General features: G+C 46.4%; 18 protein-coding genes. 2 read left to right on the plus strand and 16 right to left on the minus strand.

All coding sequences use genetic code 11. The features are described 5' to 3' along the window. Positions 1–249 precede the first annotated feature (249 nt). From HY960_14550 to HY960_14560, 3 genes are all read right to left on the minus strand, one after another. Positions 250–1503, minus strand: coding sequence for a DUF4032 domain-containing protein (locus tag HY960_14550; protein MBI5216971.1), 1254 nt, complete (start codon positions 1501–1503; stop codon positions 250–252). An 84-nt stretch (positions 1504–1587) separates the two neighbouring features. Further along, entirely contained in the window at positions 1588–2442 is an 855-nt protein-coding gene (locus HY960_14555) for a hypothetical protein (protein MBI5216972.1), read from the minus strand. Further along, positions 2439–4229: a M2 family metallopeptidase gene (locus tag HY960_14560; protein MBI5216973.1), complete on the minus strand. Its 1791-nt coding sequence runs from the start codon at positions 4227–4229 to the stop codon at positions 2439–2441. The genes HY960_14555 and HY960_14560 overlap by 4 nt, the downstream gene beginning before the upstream one ends. A gap of 181 nt (positions 4230–4410) precedes the next feature. On the opposite strand from HY960_14560, the gene HY960_14565 reads away from it, so the two are divergent. Then, on the plus strand, positions 4411–4572 hold the full coding sequence (locus HY960_14565; protein MBI5216974.1) for a hypothetical protein: 162 nt from the start codon (positions 4411–4413) through the stop codon (positions 4570–4572). Between the two features lie 213 nt (positions 4573–4785). Beyond that, positions 4786–5523: a hypothetical protein gene (locus HY960_14570; GenBank protein ID MBI5216975.1), complete on the plus strand. Its 738-nt coding sequence runs from the start codon at positions 4786–4788 to the stop codon at positions 5521–5523. Between the two features lie 255 nt (positions 5524–5778). Here the strand turns inward: HY960_14570 and HY960_14575 are convergent, their stop codons facing one another. The 13 genes from HY960_14575 to HY960_14635 all read right to left on the minus strand — a co-directional run bounded on the left by HY960_14575 (position 5779) and on the right by HY960_14635 (position 20378). Further along, positions 5779–7650, minus strand: a complete 1872-nt coding sequence (locus tag HY960_14575; protein MBI5216976.1) for a PAS domain S-box protein — start codon at positions 7648–7650, stop codon at positions 5779–5781. Positions 7651–7655: 5 nt separating this feature from the next. Further along, on the minus strand, positions 7656–9368 hold the full coding sequence (locus tag HY960_14580; GenBank protein MBI5216977.1) for a hypothetical protein: 1713 nt from the start codon (positions 9366–9368) through the stop codon (positions 7656–7658). 81 nt (positions 9369–9449) lie between these two features. Continuing rightward, the gene (locus HY960_14585) at positions 9450–9803 is read right to left on the minus strand and encodes a translation initiation factor (protein ID MBI5216978.1); all 354 of its coding nucleotides are present in this window, start codon (positions 9801–9803) and stop codon (positions 9450–9452) included. A 192-nt stretch (positions 9804–9995) separates the two neighbouring features. Continuing rightward, complete coding sequence (locus HY960_14590) at positions 9996–11627, minus strand: arginine--tRNA ligase (protein ID MBI5216979.1); 1632 nt, start codon at positions 11625–11627, stop codon at positions 9996–9998. Continuing rightward, positions 11624–12013: a ribosome silencing factor gene (gene rsfS / locus HY960_14595; GenBank protein MBI5216980.1), complete on the minus strand. Its 390-nt coding sequence runs from the start codon at positions 12011–12013 to the stop codon at positions 11624–11626. Before rsfS ends, HY960_14590 begins: the two co-directional genes overlap by 4 nt. A 12-nt stretch (positions 12014–12025) precedes the next feature. Continuing rightward, positions 12026–12541, minus strand: coding sequence for a LytR C-terminal domain-containing protein (locus tag HY960_14600; GenBank protein MBI5216981.1), 516 nt, complete (start codon positions 12539–12541; stop codon positions 12026–12028). A gap of 127 nt (positions 12542–12668) precedes the next feature. Next, the gene (locus tag HY960_14605; protein MBI5216982.1) at positions 12669–13148 is read right to left on the minus strand and encodes a hypothetical protein; all 480 of its coding nucleotides are present in this window, start codon (positions 13146–13148) and stop codon (positions 12669–12671) included. A gap of 94 nt (positions 13149–13242) precedes the next feature. Continuing rightward, the gene (locus HY960_14610) at positions 13243–13578 is read right to left on the minus strand and encodes a DUF5615 family PIN-like protein (protein ID MBI5216983.1); all 336 of its coding nucleotides are present in this window, start codon (positions 13576–13578) and stop codon (positions 13243–13245) included. A 26-nt stretch (positions 13579–13604) separates the two neighbouring features. Then, positions 13605–13829: a DUF433 domain-containing protein gene (locus HY960_14615; GenBank protein ID MBI5216984.1), complete on the minus strand. Its 225-nt coding sequence runs from the start codon at positions 13827–13829 to the stop codon at positions 13605–13607. Between the two features lie 75 nt (positions 13830–13904). Further along, entirely contained in the window at positions 13905–14678 is a 774-nt protein-coding gene (locus HY960_14620) for an NTP transferase domain-containing protein (GenBank protein ID MBI5216985.1), read from the minus strand. 176 nt (positions 14679–14854) lie between these two features. Further along, the gene (locus tag HY960_14625) at positions 14855–15709 is read right to left on the minus strand and encodes a pantoate--beta-alanine ligase (protein ID MBI5216986.1); all 855 of its coding nucleotides are present in this window, start codon (positions 15707–15709) and stop codon (positions 14855–14857) included. Beyond that, on the minus strand, positions 15706–17346 hold the full coding sequence (locus HY960_14630) for a TonB-dependent receptor (GenBank protein ID MBI5216987.1): 1641 nt from the start codon (positions 17344–17346) through the stop codon (positions 15706–15708). Before HY960_14630 ends, HY960_14625 begins: the two co-directional genes overlap by 4 nt. Continuing rightward, entirely contained in the window at positions 17343–20378 is a 3036-nt protein-coding gene (locus HY960_14635; protein MBI5216988.1) for a tetratricopeptide repeat protein, read from the minus strand. Before HY960_14635 ends, HY960_14630 begins: the two co-directional genes overlap by 4 nt. Positions 20379–20409: the final 31 nt, after the last annotated feature.

Raw genomic sequence — 20409 nt, forward strand, 5'->3', positions numbered from 1 at the left:
CCTGCGTGGCAGAACATAAAACACTTCCTCCCCGTTGTTTCCTGTGAAGAATCGGACCGAAAGAGAAATTGAAGTGTTAAACAAAGAACATTACTTTCACCCTGTGACTGCTGAGTGAATTGGAGGAGGCACTACGAAAGATGCAGTGTGATTCTACTATATTTTCCCGAAAAATGCAATAGAAATAACAAAAATATTCCAAGAAATTACTACGAGATTTCAACCTCGTAGTAGTACGAGGGCGCCTACTTACACCTGCATCTCACCGACTCTGAGAGCCTGCCGCTCGCGAACTCCCAGTATTTTCAGCATTTTACGTGAAATGCGCTGCCAGAACCCCCGCGGCGGTTTTTTCATCCCGAATTGTCTGGCGTAATTACGCATCGCGTGTATCATCCCGACATCCGCCTGCTTCTTCTGGCTGAGATAATATTTGTGCGTCATGATTTCCACGTATAAATCGGAGGCGGTTTTTCCCGGGAACACATCCACCACTCCTTCCGCTTTGAACAACTCGCACATCGGAATAAAAATGTTGTTCAACCAATCCTGCGATGCATCGGCGAAGCGGACTTCGCGGCGTTGCTGTTCGCTCAGATACCATTTGTGTTCTTCGATATGCTTTTGCAACGTATCAAGATAGACTGCTTCACGAACCGTTCCGAGCACCTGCTTCATGTTGAGAGAACTTGTTTGCTCGAATGCTTTGCTTCGCTGAGCGACTTCATACAACCTCTCATAATTTTCGCGGAGATACACTTTGTCCATCTCGGTGGAGAATGCATCGCGCATGATTCCTTCAGAACGAAGGTCTTCGTTAATCCACTCCATGGATTCGAAAAAGAAATTCATGTCAGCATAGCGCATCGAATCGCTGAGTGCATCGCGCACTTCCACTGTTTCCGCATCGGCAAGAATTGCTTTGAGTTGTGTTTTCTTTCCGATGAACGGAACATCGAGTTTGATGAACTTGATAAGCATGTTGTAGAGCGAAGCATCTCCCCAATACACTCCGTTCGAGTGCATCTCGACAAATAAATCCACGATTGCATCCCAAATGCGTTTTCTGTTTTCGAACGTAAATGCTCGGCGATAAAGTTGTGAATCGGGAAGGACGCGGTCAACGAGAAGTGTCACCGTGTGTCCTGCGATGTTCCGCTCGTACTGCTTGCCAATCTGTGTGTGAACGCGAAGCGGTGATTCTTCTCTCGCCACGCAACCGACCGGAATGAGCGTGTGAATCCCTTTTGCGAGCATGAGTTTGTAATTGTTCACCTCGCGTAGCGCAACATCAACTCCAAGTTCTTTGATGACGTAATTATGGTTTCCGACTTCGATGAAAATAACAGGATGCCTTCCGATTCCCCGCTTGATTTCGAGATGTTTGATTCCCAACTCTTTCCATTCTGTGATTGGTTGCTTCCACGGAAGAGATGCTATTTCATCACGATGCAATTCGTCAACATCGAACGTAATCTTTGGAAAAGAAAAGCGGGGCTTCACAGACGGAAACCCCGCTTCTTCAAACGAATGGACATCTTTTTATTCATCAATGATACAATGACTCAACCGTCAATCGTCAATGTTTTATTCCTCACGCGGTTTTATCGGCATCCCGCGCAGTTTCTTAGAAAGTTTGCACTCCGAAACCGCTTTGTTCAACAAATCAAGAATGGCTGTTTTCTCCTCAAACATTTTCTTGTTGATTTCTTCTTTCGGCTTGCCGATAGGAATATACGGGACGCCTGTGTCATTCACTTCAATTGTGTCTTCAAGGTCGCCGGGGTGTTTGCGAAACGCAGTGATGTCGTCGTACTCATCGTTGAATGTACTGCTTCGCACCATCAATCGCCGCTTCACCCAATCACGCTCTTCGAACATATCAACATGAATCACGCCGTCAAGTTTGCCATCGTAATTATCATCCGCCCAATGATTGAACACAAGGTCGGCATGACTGACGAACAGTTCCATCTGGTCCATATCCATGCTCATGCCTCGTTCGGGAAAATATTCCGGCATATCATCTGCCCAGAACGGAGCGGCACCGCTCATGAGCGAGAGGTAATCTATCTTTCCGTCGTGGTTGCGGTCATAAACGTATCCCCACGTTTCCACTTTTCCCGGCTTCGGGTTGATGCCCATGAACTGCACGGTGAGAGAAATATCTTTCTTCACATCAGCAATCGGTTCGAGTGTGACCGCGACAAGCAAAACACTATCAACTCCTTTTACACCGACAAACGTTATATGTCGCTCTGAAACTTTCTTCTTGCAGAGAACCACCAAATCTTTTTCCTGCACCGGATACCGGTTCACCGAATCCATGAAGGGATATGATTCGAGAAGCGGAAGTTGCGCGAGGGAATAATTGCTTAATCCCAAAAGCGCAACAAGTACAACGAAGAACAAACGAACCTTCATGATAAACACCTGACTCATTCCCAACTCACCTCACGCTTACGATTTTCTTTTTTCAGATATTTTTCGAGCGGCGCGAAATATTCCAGCATTGCTTTCGGAGAAATATCTTCACCCGTTTTTTCTTTGATGACCTGCCGCCAATCTTTCGTCGCTCCGAGTTTCAATAAATCCCACAGCCACGCTCCGACTTCCTTGTTGCCGTAGTAATTACAGTTGTGCGGGTCTTGCTTCAAAATATTTTTAGCGATGTAATTGTGCAGTTGGTATTTGATAAGAAACGCGAGCGAGTAATCATAGTAACCGGCAGGGTCATCGTTGATGTGCGTCTTTGTTGCCGCATCGCAGAACTCTTCGCCACGTTCCTGTGGCGGTTCTACGCCCTGAAACTTCGCGACATATTCCCACCAACGTTTATTGTATTCGTTCGGTGAAAGATTGTTTTCGTACAAGTCCCGTTCCCAATGCGACATTGTCCCCGCAGACCACGGAATAAACACAACCGCATTATCGAGCGCTTCTGCCAGCAACCATTGTGTTTCATCAATCTTCATCTCCTTCGGCATCACTCCGATTTCTTTTAAGTACGGAACCTGCCGCGCCGCGATGCCAATCAAATCGCCGACTGCTTCATGGAACGCGCGGTTCGCGCCTTCACGCAACACTACCGGCACATCGGGATTGGAGTACGCCATATAATAGTAGATGTGTCCGAGTTCGTGATGCGTTGTTTCAAACCAGTCATAATCCGCTTTCACGCTCATAAGCGAACGAACATCTTTGTCCAAATCCATGTGCCATGCAGAAGCGTGTGTGTTCTTCTTGCGCGTTGCATCGGGGGGTAGTTCGTACAAATCCGATTTTGCCCAGAACGTCGGAGGAAGTTCCGGCATTCCAAGCGATGTGTAAAATCGTTCTGCCTGTTTGATAATCCACTCGGACGATTTGTCTTTGAATAAATCGTTCAGGTCAACTCCCTCGACGATGCCGGGCCACGCCTGCGACCAGCGATTGCCGAGCCAGTGCGCCGGAATTTTCTTCGGCACCGGTTGTTTGTATTTTTCCGCGAGTTTGTTTTTCGTCCAGCAATGAAGTTGCTGATAGAGCGGCTTCAACGCATCCACGCTCGAAGAAAGCAATTGCATCATTTCAGGAACGCTCATGCCATAATCGGAAACTTCCAATCCGAAGTAGGAGGAATATTTCATCTCCCGCGCCATGTTGTTCCGGAGACCCTGCAATTTCACAAGTCCCTCTTTCAGCGCGGGACCGGTTTGCTTGGAAACTTCCCACGCGTGTTTCCGCTCTGCTAAATCGGTGGACGTGCGAAGGACTTCGTCGAGTTGGTTTGGCGTTGTTGTCTTCACACAATTGTCCCCTTGCTTTTCATGGCAGAAGGTGAAGCCATCGAGCACGGCGCTTTGGTTTGCTTCCGCCGTGACTCGCTGGTTAACGAGGTCGGGAATGGTGCCCGGGTAATGCGATGCGATGTAGAGAATTTTCTTCAACTGACGAACGGTCAGTTCGTCCAACTCCGATTGACGGGCGAGCAACGCCTGCGCACGCGTAACAACGTACGGACTTCCCGAGAACGCCGCCGATGCTTTATCCGCTCCGATGCGTTCGCCGGTATGCTGTTCCGTTACGTCGGTACTCGAAGCCCATTGTGCTTCAGCCGAGACGGTACTGATTTTCTGATAGAGTGAGTTATACATCTTGATAAATTCCGCCGCTTCTTCCCTCACATTCGATTGACTCAATACGACGAAGGGAAGTAACAACAGTGTGAATACCAAAAGAGATTTCATGGAGTGTTCCTTTTTTTTCGATGGTGAATAATGCGGGAAGCAATATAAAAAGGGTTGGGGTGTTCTCCAAAGGAAAGGTTTGCTTGGTTTTTCTACGGTAATGACCATCAAGAAACAGGAATAGTTCTTGGCTTTCAGAATTTCATTCTGTACATTTACACAGTTTTTCAGAAACAGGGTTATGAAAAGAGAAATAAACAAAGAAGAAAAAGTTTTTGATGCCGTAAAAACCATGCGCGAAATCCGCGACCAATTGAGCAAGGAAATTATGAACATGACCTTCGCGGAGGAGAAGGCATACTTGAAAAAGTTGTTGGCGAAAAAAACTGTTACTACTTCCTGAAACAGAAGAAAATTGGTTTTGAAATATTCAACCCATTGACATTCAGAATTCATTTCTATACATTACGGCGGTTTGTATGAACATTAAGTCATGAGTATTGTATTCAAAAACGAAATACACGCAAGGTAGCGTTTATTATACAGCGTTGGGATAGTAGATGCAACTACGATTGCGGACTTACACTATTAACTGCCAACCACCCAGAAAGAGATTATGGCTAAAGAAACTGAGCACGATCAATCAAACTTTGAAAAACTCAGAGACGAGTTATTTGAAGTGCGTGTTGACATCAAGGCGTACATACGTAGTTTAAAGATATTGGGAAGTTCGGTAGCTATCCTATTTACGATATTGGCATACTTTGGCTATGACAAAATTGATTCAGTTCAGCAGACCATTCTAAACAAAGCCAACCAAAGACTGGCACAAACCGATTCATTGCTTGCAAATATTGACCAAACCAAACTGGACAGTCTAAATCGTCTTCTCGTACAGAAGCAAAAGGAGTATCAGATTACTCTTTCGAATTTTGAGTTGGCATTACGACGCAATAAAGAACTTGAATTCAAACTCTTTGACGCCCTTAAACCTAATGAACGCACTGAGTATGAAATTCCCAGCTGGACTGTTCACCCGCCCGAAGATTTTTTTGAAGTAAAGTATTTACCGGACAAGTACCGCTCCGGAGAGAAACTTGATTTGTATCTCAGTTTTTCAGAATCATTTAATCTTAACGACGTAAAGGTACTACGAGTTGAGCTTACCGAATATCGGGAAGGTCAGGCTTACAGAATCCGAGACTACAAGTTCAAAGTCCAACAACGATTAAACAAGTTCTCAATTACTCTTGATATTCCGAAAGGCAAATATCTGTTAGAGGTAGGCTTTGTTAAAATGGAGGGTAATGGTCACGGCTTCTACAGGCTTCAAAAGAGCATTGAAATCGTTTGAAAATGGTCGGAGCTAACAGTGACAAACTACACACTCACTTATTTGCAAAGGCTGTGACAAAGCAGGTTAATTTGGGCTGTTATGGCCACACCACGCAGGAACACGGAAAGAAAATACAGAACACCACTCAACGAAGCAACACATTTCTTTAACACATTTCTTTTTCCAACATATCGTAATCGTCAGATGGAACCTTCGCAAGGTTACTGCGTCAAGATGGAGTCCACCCGCAGGTGGACTCCATCTAATAAACCCTCACTTTACAAACCTCTCCATCACCGCGCACAATTCCGATTTGCTGAACGGTTTTAACAGCACTTCAATCGCGCCGGCGGCGCGTAAATCTGCCGCGCTTCCCTGCGATTGCACCGACGTAACACTGATGACAGGAATCCCTTTCGTTGCAGGATTCTTCCGTAACTCTTTTATGAGTTTGATACCATCCATCACCGGCATAACAAAGTCGGCGATAATAACGGAAGGAAGATGTTGCAACGCTAATCTGAACGCCGTCTCTCCCTCGGATGCTTCGATGACGGAATAATCAGGAAAACATTGTTCAATAAAACGGACGGTGAGCAAGCGGTCTGCTTTATCATCTTCAGCAACAAGCACTGTTTTACGCGGGAGGAGAAGCGTGAAAACGAATGTCGTTCCTTTTCCCGGTTCACTTTCAATCGAAATGGTTCCGCCATGCTTTTCGACAATTTCCGAACAGAGAACGAGTCCCAAGCCCGAACCTTCTTCGCCTTCTGTTCCGCGTGTTGTATGTTTCGCTTCGATGCGGAAGAGTTTCTGCTGGTCTTCTTTGGAAATCCCGATTCCCGAATCGCTTACGGTGACAGTCACGAAATGATTTTTCACTCCGCGTGTTGCAATCGTAACAGAACCATCAACCGGCGTGAACTTGATGGCGTTGGAAATCAGATTGGTAAATAATTGTTGAAGAAGATATTCATCTCCATAGACTGCAAGCGACGGGTCAACGGTTGCCGAGAGCGCGATACGTTTTTTCTTCGCGTTGCCGAACAGCGCGATAATACACTTGCCGACCACATCGCTCAGATTCACCGGCTTGAACGAGAATCTCATTCTTCCCGTTTCGAAGCGTGACCAATCAAGCAGGTTCGTGAGAAGCAGGAGTTGTTGCTTCGCCGCCTCATTGATGAAGCGGACAAATTCTTTCTGCTCTTCGGGGGGCGGCGGACTCAGTTCGTCCAACAGTAATTCGGAGAATCCCAAGATGCTGTTGAACGGCGCGCGCAAATCGTGCGAGATGATGCTGAGAAATTTATCTTTCTGCGCGTTCAGCACCCGGAGTTGTTCTTCCTGTGCTTTTCGCCGCGTGATGTCCTGAATGATTCCTTCATAGTAAAGCGTTTCGCCCTTTTCATTGCGGACAGCACGGGAGTTGAGCAACGCGGTAATCACTTTCCCATCGTTGTGGCGAAGTTGAAGTTCAAACTCCGTAACAACTCCTTCTTTTTCAACCCTGTCACGAAAAAGTAGTCGCGCTTCCGGGTTGACGTATAACTGATTGACATCAGCCCGCTCCAATTCCTCGATGCTTGCATAACCGAGCATGGTGAGAAACGCCGTGTTTGCTGTCAGCAACGTCCCGTCCGGTGTGGATTGATAGATTCCTTCGACAGCGTTGTTGAAAATACTTTGATAGTTTTGCTCCGCCGCGTGAAGTTGTTCCTCAATTCGTTTGCGTTCCGTGATGTCGAGGATCATTCCTTCGATGTACTGCGGAATTCCTTTCCTGTCTTTTACAAGACGGCTTGACTCGCTGACAAAAATTTCCTTCCCGTCTTTCCGTTTCAGCCGTAATTCAAAATCATGAACAAACCCTTTGCTGTTGAGCGCGTTCGTCAGCAAACGCCGGTCATTCGGGCTGAAAAATATTTCAATGAGCGGACGTTTTTTTAACTCGGAGAGCGATTTGTATCCGAGCATCTTCACAAATGATGGATTCGCAGTAAGGAGTCTTCCGTCAAGCGTTGATTGAAAAATTCCTTCGATGGCATTGTAGAAAATGCTTTTGTATTTATCGTGCGGGAGCGGTTTTGTTTTGTGCGTGCGGGGCGGGGGTTTGGGCGTTCGTTTGGAAGGTTGTTGTTTCATACCACTCAATCTTTATGAATGTGTTGACTGATTTCAATTCCAAGTTTACGCAAGTACGCTCCGGGTTCAAGTCCTTTTCCGGAAGCGTCACGGATTCTCTCCATCCATTCCGTCGTTTCGCCGGAGGCGTACAAATGTTTTTTCATCCATGCGGCGATTTTCTTGCTGTGCAATTTTTCTTCACCGAACTTGCTCGACATCGCTTCTTGCAGTTGTGTGGCAATCATCGCGGCAAGAATATAATTTTGGTAATAGCACGGGTACGAAACATACCAGATGGACGAAGCGAATTGATGTTGTTCGGTTGAATCAAGTTCAACGAGCAAATATTTTTTGAACATCTCCCGCTCAAGCGCCGCCAAATCCTGTGTCGGATTTTTGTACATCTCATACTCGATGAAGAAATCTTTTAACAACCGTCGCAGGCGGAAGAGAGCGGGCAAACTTCGTCCTTCGATATACTTTGCAAGTTCTTTCTCTTTGACTTTGGTGTAGGTCTTAATCCACATCGTGTCTTCCGTGAATTCGGCATGCATCTCGGCAACGCCTTCTTCGTACGCCGCGCACTGAGCACCGGGAATCCACTCGTATCCCTTCATAATCGGAAACTCGACATTCGTGTGAACCGCCTTGAGTGAATGACCGTACTCATGGAATGCAACACCAAAAAATCCTTTTCCCTTTGTCGGATTTACCAGAAAGCGGGAGTCTTTCGGAATTTTGATTGCAAGACTTAATCCACCGTAGGGAATATCTTTCACTACTTCTTTGATTGGGAGACTATCAACAGCGAAACCAATTTCTTTTTCAAACTGATGAATCACTTTGAAAACGGAATCTGCCGGGAAATATTTATCGGGAAGTGATGCGGCTTCGCGCAGAACATAATCAAAATCCCATGGACCAAACTTTTTTATTCTGTGTTTCTTCTTTGATGTAGAAATGAAACTATCGAGCAACGGGCGTGTTCGCTCCTCAAGCGAGTTAAGAGTATTAACCAACCACATTTCATCAATCGAATGAAGATAGAGCGAGAGCGAATAATAATTCGGAAATCCTTCGTCTTTGGCTTTCGCGTTTCGCAGTTGAACAAGTTCGACGAGGTCGTTGAGTGTTGCCTTGGAGATTTGTCCCGGAACGCCCCATAATGCTTTTCGTTTTGCCTGACGTTTCTCCTGACGTAACGCATTGCTTGCTTTTGCGCGAGTCGTTGGTTGTCCTTGATGGGTCAGTTTAAAATTGGTGATCTTTTCCTGTAGAGAGTTTTCTTGCCGCGCAATCTCCGGGTCGGCATAAATTCCGCCCCCGATGAAACATCGTTTCCAGAGTTCCAATCTTCGTTCGAGATGTTTATCGGCAAGCGAGCCGGAAATATTCAGCCATTCATAGATGATGTTGCGAAGCGATGTGTCAAGAAATATTTCAGAGAACTGCGCCTTCGCGGCGTTGAGGTCGTACGAACTGTCTTTTGCATAACTGTGCCAGTTCGCAGCTCCCATCGCAACGCACGCGGCTTCGTATCGCCGTTCGAGCGTATCCAGGAACGGCAGCAATTCATCTTTCGAAGTTACTCGTTTTTTTTGTTCACGCATACAGGATGACAGCAACACAAGAAACACACAGCCGGTAAGCACAGTCAAGAGAAAAGAACTATGCCTGCCCGTGAGTCGAAACCGAAATGGTTGGCGGCTGATAAATACGTTTGCTGAGTGTTTCAATCGCTGAGAAGATAAGAAAAAAAAGGTCTGATTTCAACTGTACGGTTGAAATCAGACCAGATTCTTTTGATGAAGTAAAAATTATTTGACGATATAATTCAGTTCCCTGAGTTTTTCACTCACGCGGTCGCCTTGTTCTCCCTGAATTTCAATTTCCCGTTCTTTTACCGTACCGCCTGCGCCGCAATGCTGCTTGAGGATTTTTGCAATTTCTTCAATCGTCTGAGGATTATGTTGAAAACCCGAAACGACCGTTACGGTCTTCCCCCGTCGTCCGCTTTTGTCTATGAACACGCGGACGGACTTTCCTTTGCCATCATGTTTGTGACTCTTCTGAAGAAAAATATCCGGGGAGTAATCCTTCGACGTACTTGGAAGAAGTTTTTTCAAATCGGAAAATGAATTTAATCGTAGTTGTTGTTTTACTGTTTTCATGTTTGCTTCTGTATTATTTGTGTTTGATATGTTAAAACTTGTGTGATAGAAACTCTAAACTAATAATTCGTCACCCCGAACTTGTTTCGGGGTCTATCCCGCATAGATGCCGAAACAAATTCGGCATGACGATAAAGTGTTTAGTTGTCTTTGTTATAAAATTGTTGACTAATGATTGTTGCGACAGGGTCTCTACATTCTCTCCGGCGCGGAGATTCCCAGAATAGAAAATCCGTTTGCAAGAACAATCTTCGTTGCAAGACAAAGTGACATGCGCGCCGCCGTCAAGGGAATATCTTCCGTAACAACTTTGTGGAAGTGATAAAACTTATGAAACTGCCCGGCGACATCGTGAAGATAATCAGCAAGCCGGTGCGGCTCGAACGTCGCGGCACACGACTCAACAATGTCGGGAAAGTCTGCAAGTTTTTTCATCAACGAAATTTCTTCGGCTTGATTCAACAACAATAAATCCGCCGGAACGTTTCTATCAATCCCAACGCTTTCAGCATGGCGAATGATGCTTGCAATCCGCGCATGAGCATATTGAAGATAATAGACCGGGTTTTCATCCGATTGTTTCTTCGCAAGTCCGAGGTCAAAATTCAAATGACTGTCAATGCTTCGCATGATGAAGAAGTAGCGCACGACATCCGCGCCAACTTCAGCAATCAATTCATCGAGCGTAACAAAATTCGCTTTCCGGGTTGACATTTTTACAACTTCGCCGTTCTGCACAATCGTCACGAACTGATGAATCGGAACTTTCACACAGGAAGGGTCATAACCGAGAGCGGTTAATCCTGCAAGAACATCGGGATACGTTGCAACATGATCAGCGCCGAGAACATCAACTATCAATTCAAAGCCGCGCCGAATTTTTTCCCGATGGTAAGCAATGTCCGGCAGACGATATGTCGGTTCGCCCGTGCTTTTGACGATGACTTTATCCTTTTCGCTTCCGAATTGTGTCGCTTTGAACCAAACCGCGCCTTCCAAATCGTACGCCAATTCCTTCGAGCGAAGTTCTTCAATTACTTCTTTTACTTTTCCGGTTTCATACAGTTCGTTCTCATTCGAGAAGACATCATGCACAACACCGATTGACTTCAGCGTCTTTTTGATATCTGCAAAAATATCTTTCTCTGCCTGCTGTTTGAAGAGCCCTTCAGCGGGTTCATTTCTTAATTTGTCGCCATGTTCATTCACCAATGTCTGAGCAATGTCTTTGATGTATTCTCCCTGATAATAATCTTCAGGAAACTCAATCGTATCGCCAAGTAATTGCAAATAACGAAGCCGGACGGAGTCGCCGAGAATGCGCATCTGCCGTCCCGCATTGTTGAAATAATATTCACGTGTAACATTATGACCCGTCCACTCAAGCAAGCGGGAAATCGTATCACCGTACACCGCTCCGCGACCATGACCGACCGTCAATGGTCCCGTCGGATTCGCGCTGACAAACTCGACTTGCGTTTTCTTTCCGTTTGCAATACTGTGTCGCCCGAAATTCTTTTCCTGTCGGAGAATTTCCTGCAACGATGTTCTCACTACATTCTCAGTGAATTTGAAATTAATAAATCCGGGTCCGGCAATTTCAATCTTCTCAACAAGTGAAGAATCAAGATGGAGATTGTCAATAATTTTTTGAGCGAATGGACGCGGAGCGGTTTTCGCTTGCTTTGCCGCCGTCATGGCAACGTTGGTGGTCAAATCTCCGTGTTCAGGATTTCGCGGTTTTTCAAACGAAGGAATGATGTCGCTTCCCGGGCAAAGAATTGCAAGCGCGGAAGTTACGTGTTCTTTCAGGTATTCTTTCATTCTTCCGATTTTTTCTTGCGCGGAGCGCGTTTCACTTTCGGTTTGTCTTCAATCGCCTCGACCGTTGCGTCGCCCCAGAGTTTTTCCAATGCGTAATGCTTTCGTACTTCTTTCAGAAAAATATGAGCCACAACATCAACATAATCCAGCACAATCCACTGACGGTTGGCAAGACCTTCGCGATGCCAGGCTAACTCACCGAGTTTTTCCGTCCCGTCCATGATTGCGTCGGCGACCGCCTTCGCCTGCGTGTCCGAATCAGCAGAACAAACGACAAAATAATCCGCAACGTCGGTCACTTCACGCACATCCATGATGATGACATCGGCGGCTTTCTTCGTGTGAGCGAGTTGAGCAATGCGTTTGGCAAATGTTTTCGTTCTCAAATTCTCTGTCCTTTACTTTTTTTCTTTGGGTGGAGTGAGTTCATAAAAATCTTCCCCGATGACGACGGAGACATCAACGAAATAATCGGGGTTGAGTTGTTGTAAAATATTTGTGTCGGCAACGCCGAGCAGTTCGGCGATGTCGCGTGCCGGCTTCATGTTTCCCATCCGGTCAATGACGAGCGTGCGCGGGATGCTCGATGTTTTGTAGTTCTTCATCTCGACAACATCGTACCCTTTCGCACGGAGAAAGTTTGTGAAGCGCGATGCGACACCTTTCTCTCCGCAACCGTTCAGCACATCTACTTGGAGAACTTCTGTCGGTCGCGGCGGTTCTTTTTTTTGCTCTGTAACCTGTATAGGTTGTTTCGGCGGAAAAAACCGGTCGAAAAATTTATGACCAAAATATCCCGTCGCGACGAGAAGAATGGCGATGACAATATTCAGCAAAAAGAGCAACATCTTTTTGCCCGAATTGTTTTCGGGCGCGGACGGTTGCTCTGTCGGAATTTCTGTGTGTGGTTCCATCAGAAGTTTAACAAGCGAAACGGGAATAAAAAACCGAGTCGTTCACAATTCGGGAACAACCCGGCAAGAAAGGTTTGCGACCCTTTCGGGAAACCTGAAAAAGAAAGCCCCTGTATAGCAACGTCTGTTATTCGTCTCCAAAAAATCGTGAGTAGGGAGAATACGGATACGAGCCCCAATAATTCATTGGCAGTTCCCGGTACTGAAGTTGGAGAAAGAAATTTTCCGACGGGCGGTAATTCAACTCGGCGCGGCTGAGAAATAATTTGTTAAGATTGTTTTGCGAGTACGCACCACCGTTTCCAAACGGCGAACCTTGCAACGTAATGTCTGCGCGCAGGTTCAGGTCGCTGCTGATTTTGTACATCATGCTGTTCGTGTACGATGCTAACGATAGACTTGTCCCGCCGAACGACATATAATTGAGCGAGACGTTGTGCCGCATAAGAAAGTTCTCCGGGTTGAGCAAACCGAGAAAACCGTTGATGCTTGCCGAAGGATGCACGAGCGACTGCGAAACGCTCGGCTCCGAGTTTGCACGGAACTGCGCCGACGAAACCGCCGTGCAAAAAGCCACAAGAATGATGAAAAAGAGGAATTGTTTCATTGTTAAACTTCTAAAACCGGTATAAGTATAGTGAAATTGGAGGTGATAGTCAAACACATGAATTGAAAGTTAGAGTTCCTTGAAAATGAACGATTCATCTGTTTCTGATTCTGATTTTTTCTGAATCTATAACAATCAGGTTTCCCTTGAAATCCTTTTCTTCAAGTTTACTCAGTTTTTCAATAATGTGTCTATTGATTTCGTCGGTAGGCATATCGTTCGGAAAACGAGTCAGCACGATTCCACAATGCGTGCCGATTGGTATTCGGGATATATTCCCAAACCCTTTATCACCGGTGAGGATTACGGATTTCTCTCTTTGAGCAAATTCATAAATTATCTCATCAGACGAACCACGGAGTCCATAATCCCGAATATCTTTTGCCTGATAACCATTTTGCTCAAGGATTTTTCCCGTTGAACGAGGCATGTCTTCGTCAATGACAAAACAAATCATTAGCTCGCAGCGAGGTAATGTTCTTCAGAAAGAACCTTGGCGGCATAATCCAACACAGCTAATATATCCTCAAGCGAAATTTCATATTCAGTCATTACTTCGTTGTACGTCATTCCTCCTGCAAGTTTCCCGACGATGAGGTCAACAGGAACACGTGTCCCCGTTATAACAGGTTTACCGAACCGAATATTATTGTCAATTGTTATTCTATGTGCGATTTGCATTATAGTATGTGTATTTATTATTCATACCTGAAAAGTCATATTACTTCACAAATGTAAAACAATTCATCCCAATATTCAAGCAGATATTCTTGCCGCCAACGCCCGCTTGGCATTTTCCAATTGGTTCACATCGTTGATGCCGAGGATTTCCTGCGCGTCAATCGCTTTCACCGCGGCGACATGCTGTTGGTTGTTCCGGAAATGTTCAAATACATCGGTCAGGTAATACTCGCTCTGCGCGTTGTCCGGCGTAATGAGCGCGAGCGTCTCGAACAACTTCTGCTTGTTGAAGACATAAATTCCCGAATTGATTTCCGTGATTGCCTGTTCTTTTTTTGATGCGTCTTTCTGCTCGACAATTTTCTTTACGGTTCCGTCTTTGTTCCTGATGATGCGCCCATAGCCGGTCGGGTCGTTGAGTTCTGCCGTCAGTATCGTCGCATCTGCTTCGCTTGTTTGATGAAAGCCGACAAGCGCTTTCACGGTTTGCTCGGTCAGCAGAGGAACATCGCCGGAGAGAACAAGAACATCTCCTTCAAAATTTTGCAACGCTTCTTTTGATTGAAGCACGGCGTGTCCTGTTCCTAACTGTTCCCGCTGTTCGACAAACTCAATGGCGGGGAACAGGGAAGAAACAAAATCCACAATGTTCTGCTTCTGCCACCCAACAACTAGCAACACCCGTTTCGGTTGAAGTTTATTAGCGACCGAAAGCACATACTCAATCATCGGTTTACCGTGCAGTTCGTTCATGACTTTTGCCAGGTCTGGATTATTCATTCGTTTCCCTTTTCCTGCGGCAAGAATGACAACGGCTAACGGCGGTGTGCGAACAAGTTCGATGGGCATAGAAAAACCTTTCGTTGGTTATGAAATACGTGTGGCAATATTTCCGAAAGAGTCATTGCGAGAAATCCCATTTATGGGATGACGAAGCAATCTCCCGACATGTTCATTAAATCTCAATTCGGGGGATTGCTTCGCCATGCTAAAGCATGACTCGCAATGACGTTTCGGCAACACACTCATGATATACGAACGATGGTGTTATCAATTAATCTCGTCTTGCCGAATCGAACGGCAATCGAAATAAGGGCGGTTGTTCCGCTTGTGAGTTGGTCAAACTCATGCAATGTTGAAGTGTCAGCGATAGAAAGGTAATCAATCTCTGATAACGGCTGTGAACTGATGAGCTTTGTCATTTCAGCTTTGATGTGCTTGCAATTCCGTTCACCTCCTGCAATCAATTCTTCTGTCCTCTTCAATGATTGAGAAAGAGCCACACTCTGTTTTCGTTCTTCAGGATTGAGATAGACATTTCGTGAACTCATTGCCAAACCATCCGGCTCGCGAACTATCGGTGCGATGACCAATTCAATATCGAAATTCAAATCGCGAACCATCTGTTGAATCAGCAATGCTTGCTGTGCATCTTTCTGCCCGAACACAGCAACATGTGGTTTTGTGATGTTGAAAAGTTTTGCCACTACGGTTGTGACTCCTCGAAAATGTCCGGGGCGGATTTTTCCTTCCAACACTTCCGTCAGCGATTCGGTCTGAACGTACGTCAGATGTTGTGCCGAGTACATTTCATTCTGTTCCGGGATGAACAAAAAATCCGTTCCCGCTTCTTCTGCCATGCGTGAATCGCGTTCAATATCGCGCGGGTAGCGGGAAAAATCTTCATACGGTGCGAACTGCAGCGGATTGACAAAAATGGTTGTGATAACAACATCCGCATGTTGCTTTGCGATGCGGATGAGCGAGAGATGTCCTTCGTGAAGGTACCCCATCGTCGGAACAACGCCAATGCGTTTTCCTTGCAGACGAACGGAATCCGCCGTTCGCTGCATTTCAAGAACGGAAGATACGGGCTTCATCGCAAGTTCACTTTTGCTTCAAGCGAGAATTGAATTCCCGGCGCGGCGTACCAATACCACCAATCATACTTCGTATCAAGCAGGTTGTTTACACTGAGCGAGAGGGAGGTGCGGGGAACGAGCGTAGTTGATGCGCCGATACCGAGCAGAAGCGCTCCGTCGAGTTGGCGCGTTGCTGCGCTGTCTGCATTTCTTACGCTCTGATAATCAAGCGAAGCCCACAGAGTAAGCGGTTGTTTCAAATCGTATTCTCCTTTTGCCTGAAATTTGACAAGCGGAATCATGGGAAGTTGCCCGCTCGAACCGCTTTCAAATGTCGGCTGAACAATGCCCGAAGCATGCAACCTGAAACTTTCGGATGGTTTCAATTGTCCGCGTAATTCAAACTTTGTTTGTGTTGCTTCAACAAAATCGAGCCAAACCCTTCCGCTGTCGGCAAGCGTAATTGCTTTGTTTGATGTCAAGGCGAACGAAATGCCTGCTTCGACAGAATATACATTCTGTGAAGTCGAGAATGTCGCTCCGACGTTGACGGGAGTTCGTTCCGGTTGTAATCCAATCTCACGGAGTAAATACGGATTCATCCGAACCTGTTCATCATATGAAGTCAACCGCATCTCCGGCTTCCACCAAAAGCGAAGTTGTTGCTCTTGCTTGATATTCCATTCAAGCGTAGCGGTTGGAAGCAGTAAACTCCTACTTGTTCCAAGTACATCGGAACCATCAGCAAAGAGTACTCCGAGTGTTGTCGTCCATGAAGAAGAAATATTCCATCGAACAGAACTTGTAAAATGAAACAGTGTCACGGATTGCGTCGGCATTGAATAATCAAGCGAGATACTGCTGAACGACAAATCATTCGTCCATCGAAACTTGCCAACCGTCGTCGCGAACGCGGCTGTGAGTGTCGGAGAGACGGCGGTAATTTCTTCTTCCAAAGCAGGAAGTTTGTCTTTCACATTCCAAACATTTGTGTTGAGTGCAAGGTCAAGCGTCAGTCCTCGCCGGTCAAGCGTGCCGAGCGATGACATGAGTTGAAAGTTTTGACGGCTTCGTTCAACATCGGGGTAGGCAAACATTCCGTAGGTTTCTGTCAGAAGCGAAGTTCCGAGAGAGAGTTGCAAGTTCTTCAGCGCGTCGTTATCGGTCAGCAATAATGTTTGCGCGTTCACGTCCGCCGCGAACGAAGATGCTTTTGCATTGTCCATATGTCCTTCCGTCGAAGCGAATCCGCTATGACCAGAAAAATTCCATCCGCCCTTTCGGTAATCAAGAAATGCGTTGAGTTTGCCTGTTGAAAAACTTCCGAACGCGCCTTCCGCCGAAGCATGAAGCGGCTGAATCCGTTCATCTTCTTTAGGCATCGTACCGACGGGAAGCGAGGACGAAAGTCGCTCGCCAAGTAACGAAGAATCCGGCGCGGGCGGCTGAAACAATTTCACATCAAACACTTCTCCCTTGCGGGCAAACGGAAGCGTAATCGCTTTCTTCCCGACGATAGTAATTTCAGGAATATCCAACTTCGGCATTCCCTGTCCCGTCGTGTCCGGTGCTTGCGCAAATCCAATCAACCCGAATGACAAATGACAAATGACAAATGACAAAGAGCGTAGAGCATAGAGCAGAGAGCGGTTCATTTGAGTCTCCTGAGTCGTTCCTGTGCATCCTTTTTCATTTCAGGGTCAATCGGCGCGTTGACAATTTCCTGATACATTTTTTTTGCTTTCGATTTTTCCTGCAGGCGCGTATAACTTTCGCCCGCGCCTAACTTTGCCCGCTCGACAAGCAACTGAAACTCCGTGTATTGTTCAACAACATCGAGAAACGCCTGCAACGCGTCGCCGTTCCGTTTCATCAACAAATAATCTTCTCCCATGATGAGCAACGCTTCCGCGGCGAGGTCATCGTTGCGGCGCGTGACAATTCCTTCAAGCGTATCGAGCGATGCCTGATATTGTTTCTTCCGCTGATGATATTTTGCAATCTGCAAGCGGCTTCGTTCGGCAAAAATATCTGTCGGGTGCTGACTCACCACCGACTGAAACTGATTGAATCCCGCCGTCGTATCTTTCAAATGAAGAAACGTCATGCCGTGTTGAAACCGGGCTTCCGAAAGGAGCGAGGATGTTGGAAACTTCGTTCCGAAACTGCCGAAGATTTCTTTCGCCTGAGCAAATTGTTTTGTTTTGATGTACGCGAGTCCGAGCGAAAGACTGACTGACGGCGCGGCATCAGCATCAGAAAAATTAGCCACGATTTGTTGGTAATATGAAATCGCCTGTGCAAGATTGTTTTCAAGTTCGTACGCACGACCGAGTTGTTGCATTGCTTTCGCTTGCTGAGTTCTGTCCGGTTTGAGCGAAAGGACGCGCTGATACTCGGCAATCGCCGAGGCAAAATCTCCTTGGTCAAAAAGAATGTCTGCTTTTTTCAACAACAACACTTCCTGCGATGCACCGGTCGGTTTAGTACTTGCAAATTTTTCGATTGCTTTGAGTGCTTCCGCCGGTCGCCCTTCGGCTCGGTAAGTGAACTCCAAACCGGAAAGTGCATCGGTCGCAAGCGGGCTTTGCGGAAACTGCTCAAGCACGTTTGTGTAATAGACTCTTGCACTGTCGTACGATTGCGTGTTGTAAAACGCGTCACCCATGTTGAAAAAGACACGCGGCAGTAACTGACTTTCAGGATACGCTTTGAGCAATGATTGAAACTCTTTCAACGCATCGGCGAATTGTTCTTTCGAGAAGAATGTCCACGCGATGTTGAACTGTACGACTTCGTTGTAAATCGAATTCGTGAAGCGGCTGAGGAAACCACGCAAGTGTTCGATACCCCGTTCGTTGTCGCCGCGTTGAATGTATGACATTGCTATTTGAAACGCTGCATACTCGACATAGCGTCCGTCTTTCTTTTCGAAAGCGAGCGAGGCATACAACTCTTCCGACTTCGAATACTCACCAAGGAAAAAATAACAATCTGCTTTTCTCAATGAAGCATCGAGCCGGTGTTCGCTTTGCGGATACGACTTGATGAACTGTTCAAACGATTCCACCGCCTTGCTGAATTTTTTCTGCTCGAACTGCGTCCACGCAACTCCGTACAACGCACCCTGTCGTTGCAGATTATTCGGGAAGAGCCGTAACGCATCGGCGTATGCGCGCTCTGCTTCATCAAATCGGTAATCCTGATACAACGCTTCTCCTTTCCAAACGTAACCTTCCGCCGTTAACGCGTGCTTGGGAAATTGTCTGAGAAATTCGGTGAAGCGTTCGGAACTTGTTTTGAATCTTCCGAGATGATAGAGCGCGACGCCTTCCTGAAACATCGCGGTTGCAAGCAAACTGTCGGGCGCGTTCAACTTTCGCACTTGCGAGAATGAATGTTGCGCGTTGGAGAAATCACTCAGCGCCATGCACGCTTCGCCGAGCATGTAGTATGATTGAAGCCTCAGTTCGCTTTCGGGAAACAACCGTGCGGCAAGTTGAAAATATTTTCGTGCGTCCCGGTATTTTTGTGTTCGATATGCAACCACGCCGAGTTGGTAGTACGCGTTATCGGAAACAGTTTCATACGGATACATTGTCACGAACGAATCGAGACGCGACGTTGCATTTTTATTATCGCCATACAGAAGCGAGACGATTGCGTTTTGATACGCGGCAGTAATCGCAAGTGTGTCGCCGCCATTTCCAAGCAGGTCAAACTCTTCCTGTGCATCTGCGGTGTTTCCGAGTTTGAGTAGAGTCCACGCCAAGCCGTACCGCGCTTTCCGTGCGTACGGACTTGCAGGAAAATCTTTCAGCAAACGCTCGTAACGAACGCGGGCGCTGTCATAAAATCCCATTTGAAAATTTGCCTCGGCGCGCAAGAGCAACGATTCTTCCCGCTGAGAACGGTAAGGCGTTTTTGTTTCCTGAAGCAGAATCAACGCGCCGCGTGCATCTCCCTGACGCAACGAAAGAGATGCTAACCGAAGCCGGACATCGTTCAGCAAATCGCTTGAAGGAAATTCGTTGAGAAATTTTTGAAGATTACTCAACGCTTGTGCATACTCTCCGTGTCGTTCCAATGCAACCGACCAACCGAGCAATGCATCATCCCGGTGACTCTGCAAGGAAGTATCGTCATAACATTGCTTGAAATCTGCTAAAGCGGATTGCCAATCACGTTTCTCAAGGAAGCATCTCGCACGCCAATATGAAGCAATGCCCTGTCGTGGGTGATCTGTTGCCTGAGCGAGAAACGTATTGAGTGAACTGAGCGCGGAATCAATTCGTCCCGTTTGAAATGCGCTGACTCCCTGCATGTACAACGCATTGAGTCGTTGTGCATCGTTCGGGAACTGAAAAAGAAATGTGCTTGCCTCTCCGTACGCCGCTTCGTAATCCTGTTCTTCAAATGTCGCGGCAAGAAGATTGAAACTGAATTCCGCGTCTTCATTAAACTGAAATGAAGTTGAAGCATCATGCAAAACATGTCGCGACGTATGAACCGAGCGAATCATTTCCCACTCCTGCGCATGATGCAAAACATCGTCGCGGGAAGAAGAACCGACGGCGGGAATCTGTGCAAAACAGAAACCGCTCACCCACCAAACGAGACAGGCAGCAACGAGTGCTGCCTGTCCTGCTACTTTCCTTACGGATGTTACACAAGCAAGTGTATGCAATGAAAAAATCCTAAATCCTAATATCGAAACT

Source organism: Ignavibacteriota bacterium (assembly GCA_016212665.1).
GTDB lineage: Bacteria > Bacteroidota > Ignavibacteria > UBA10030 > SZUA-254 > FW602-bin19.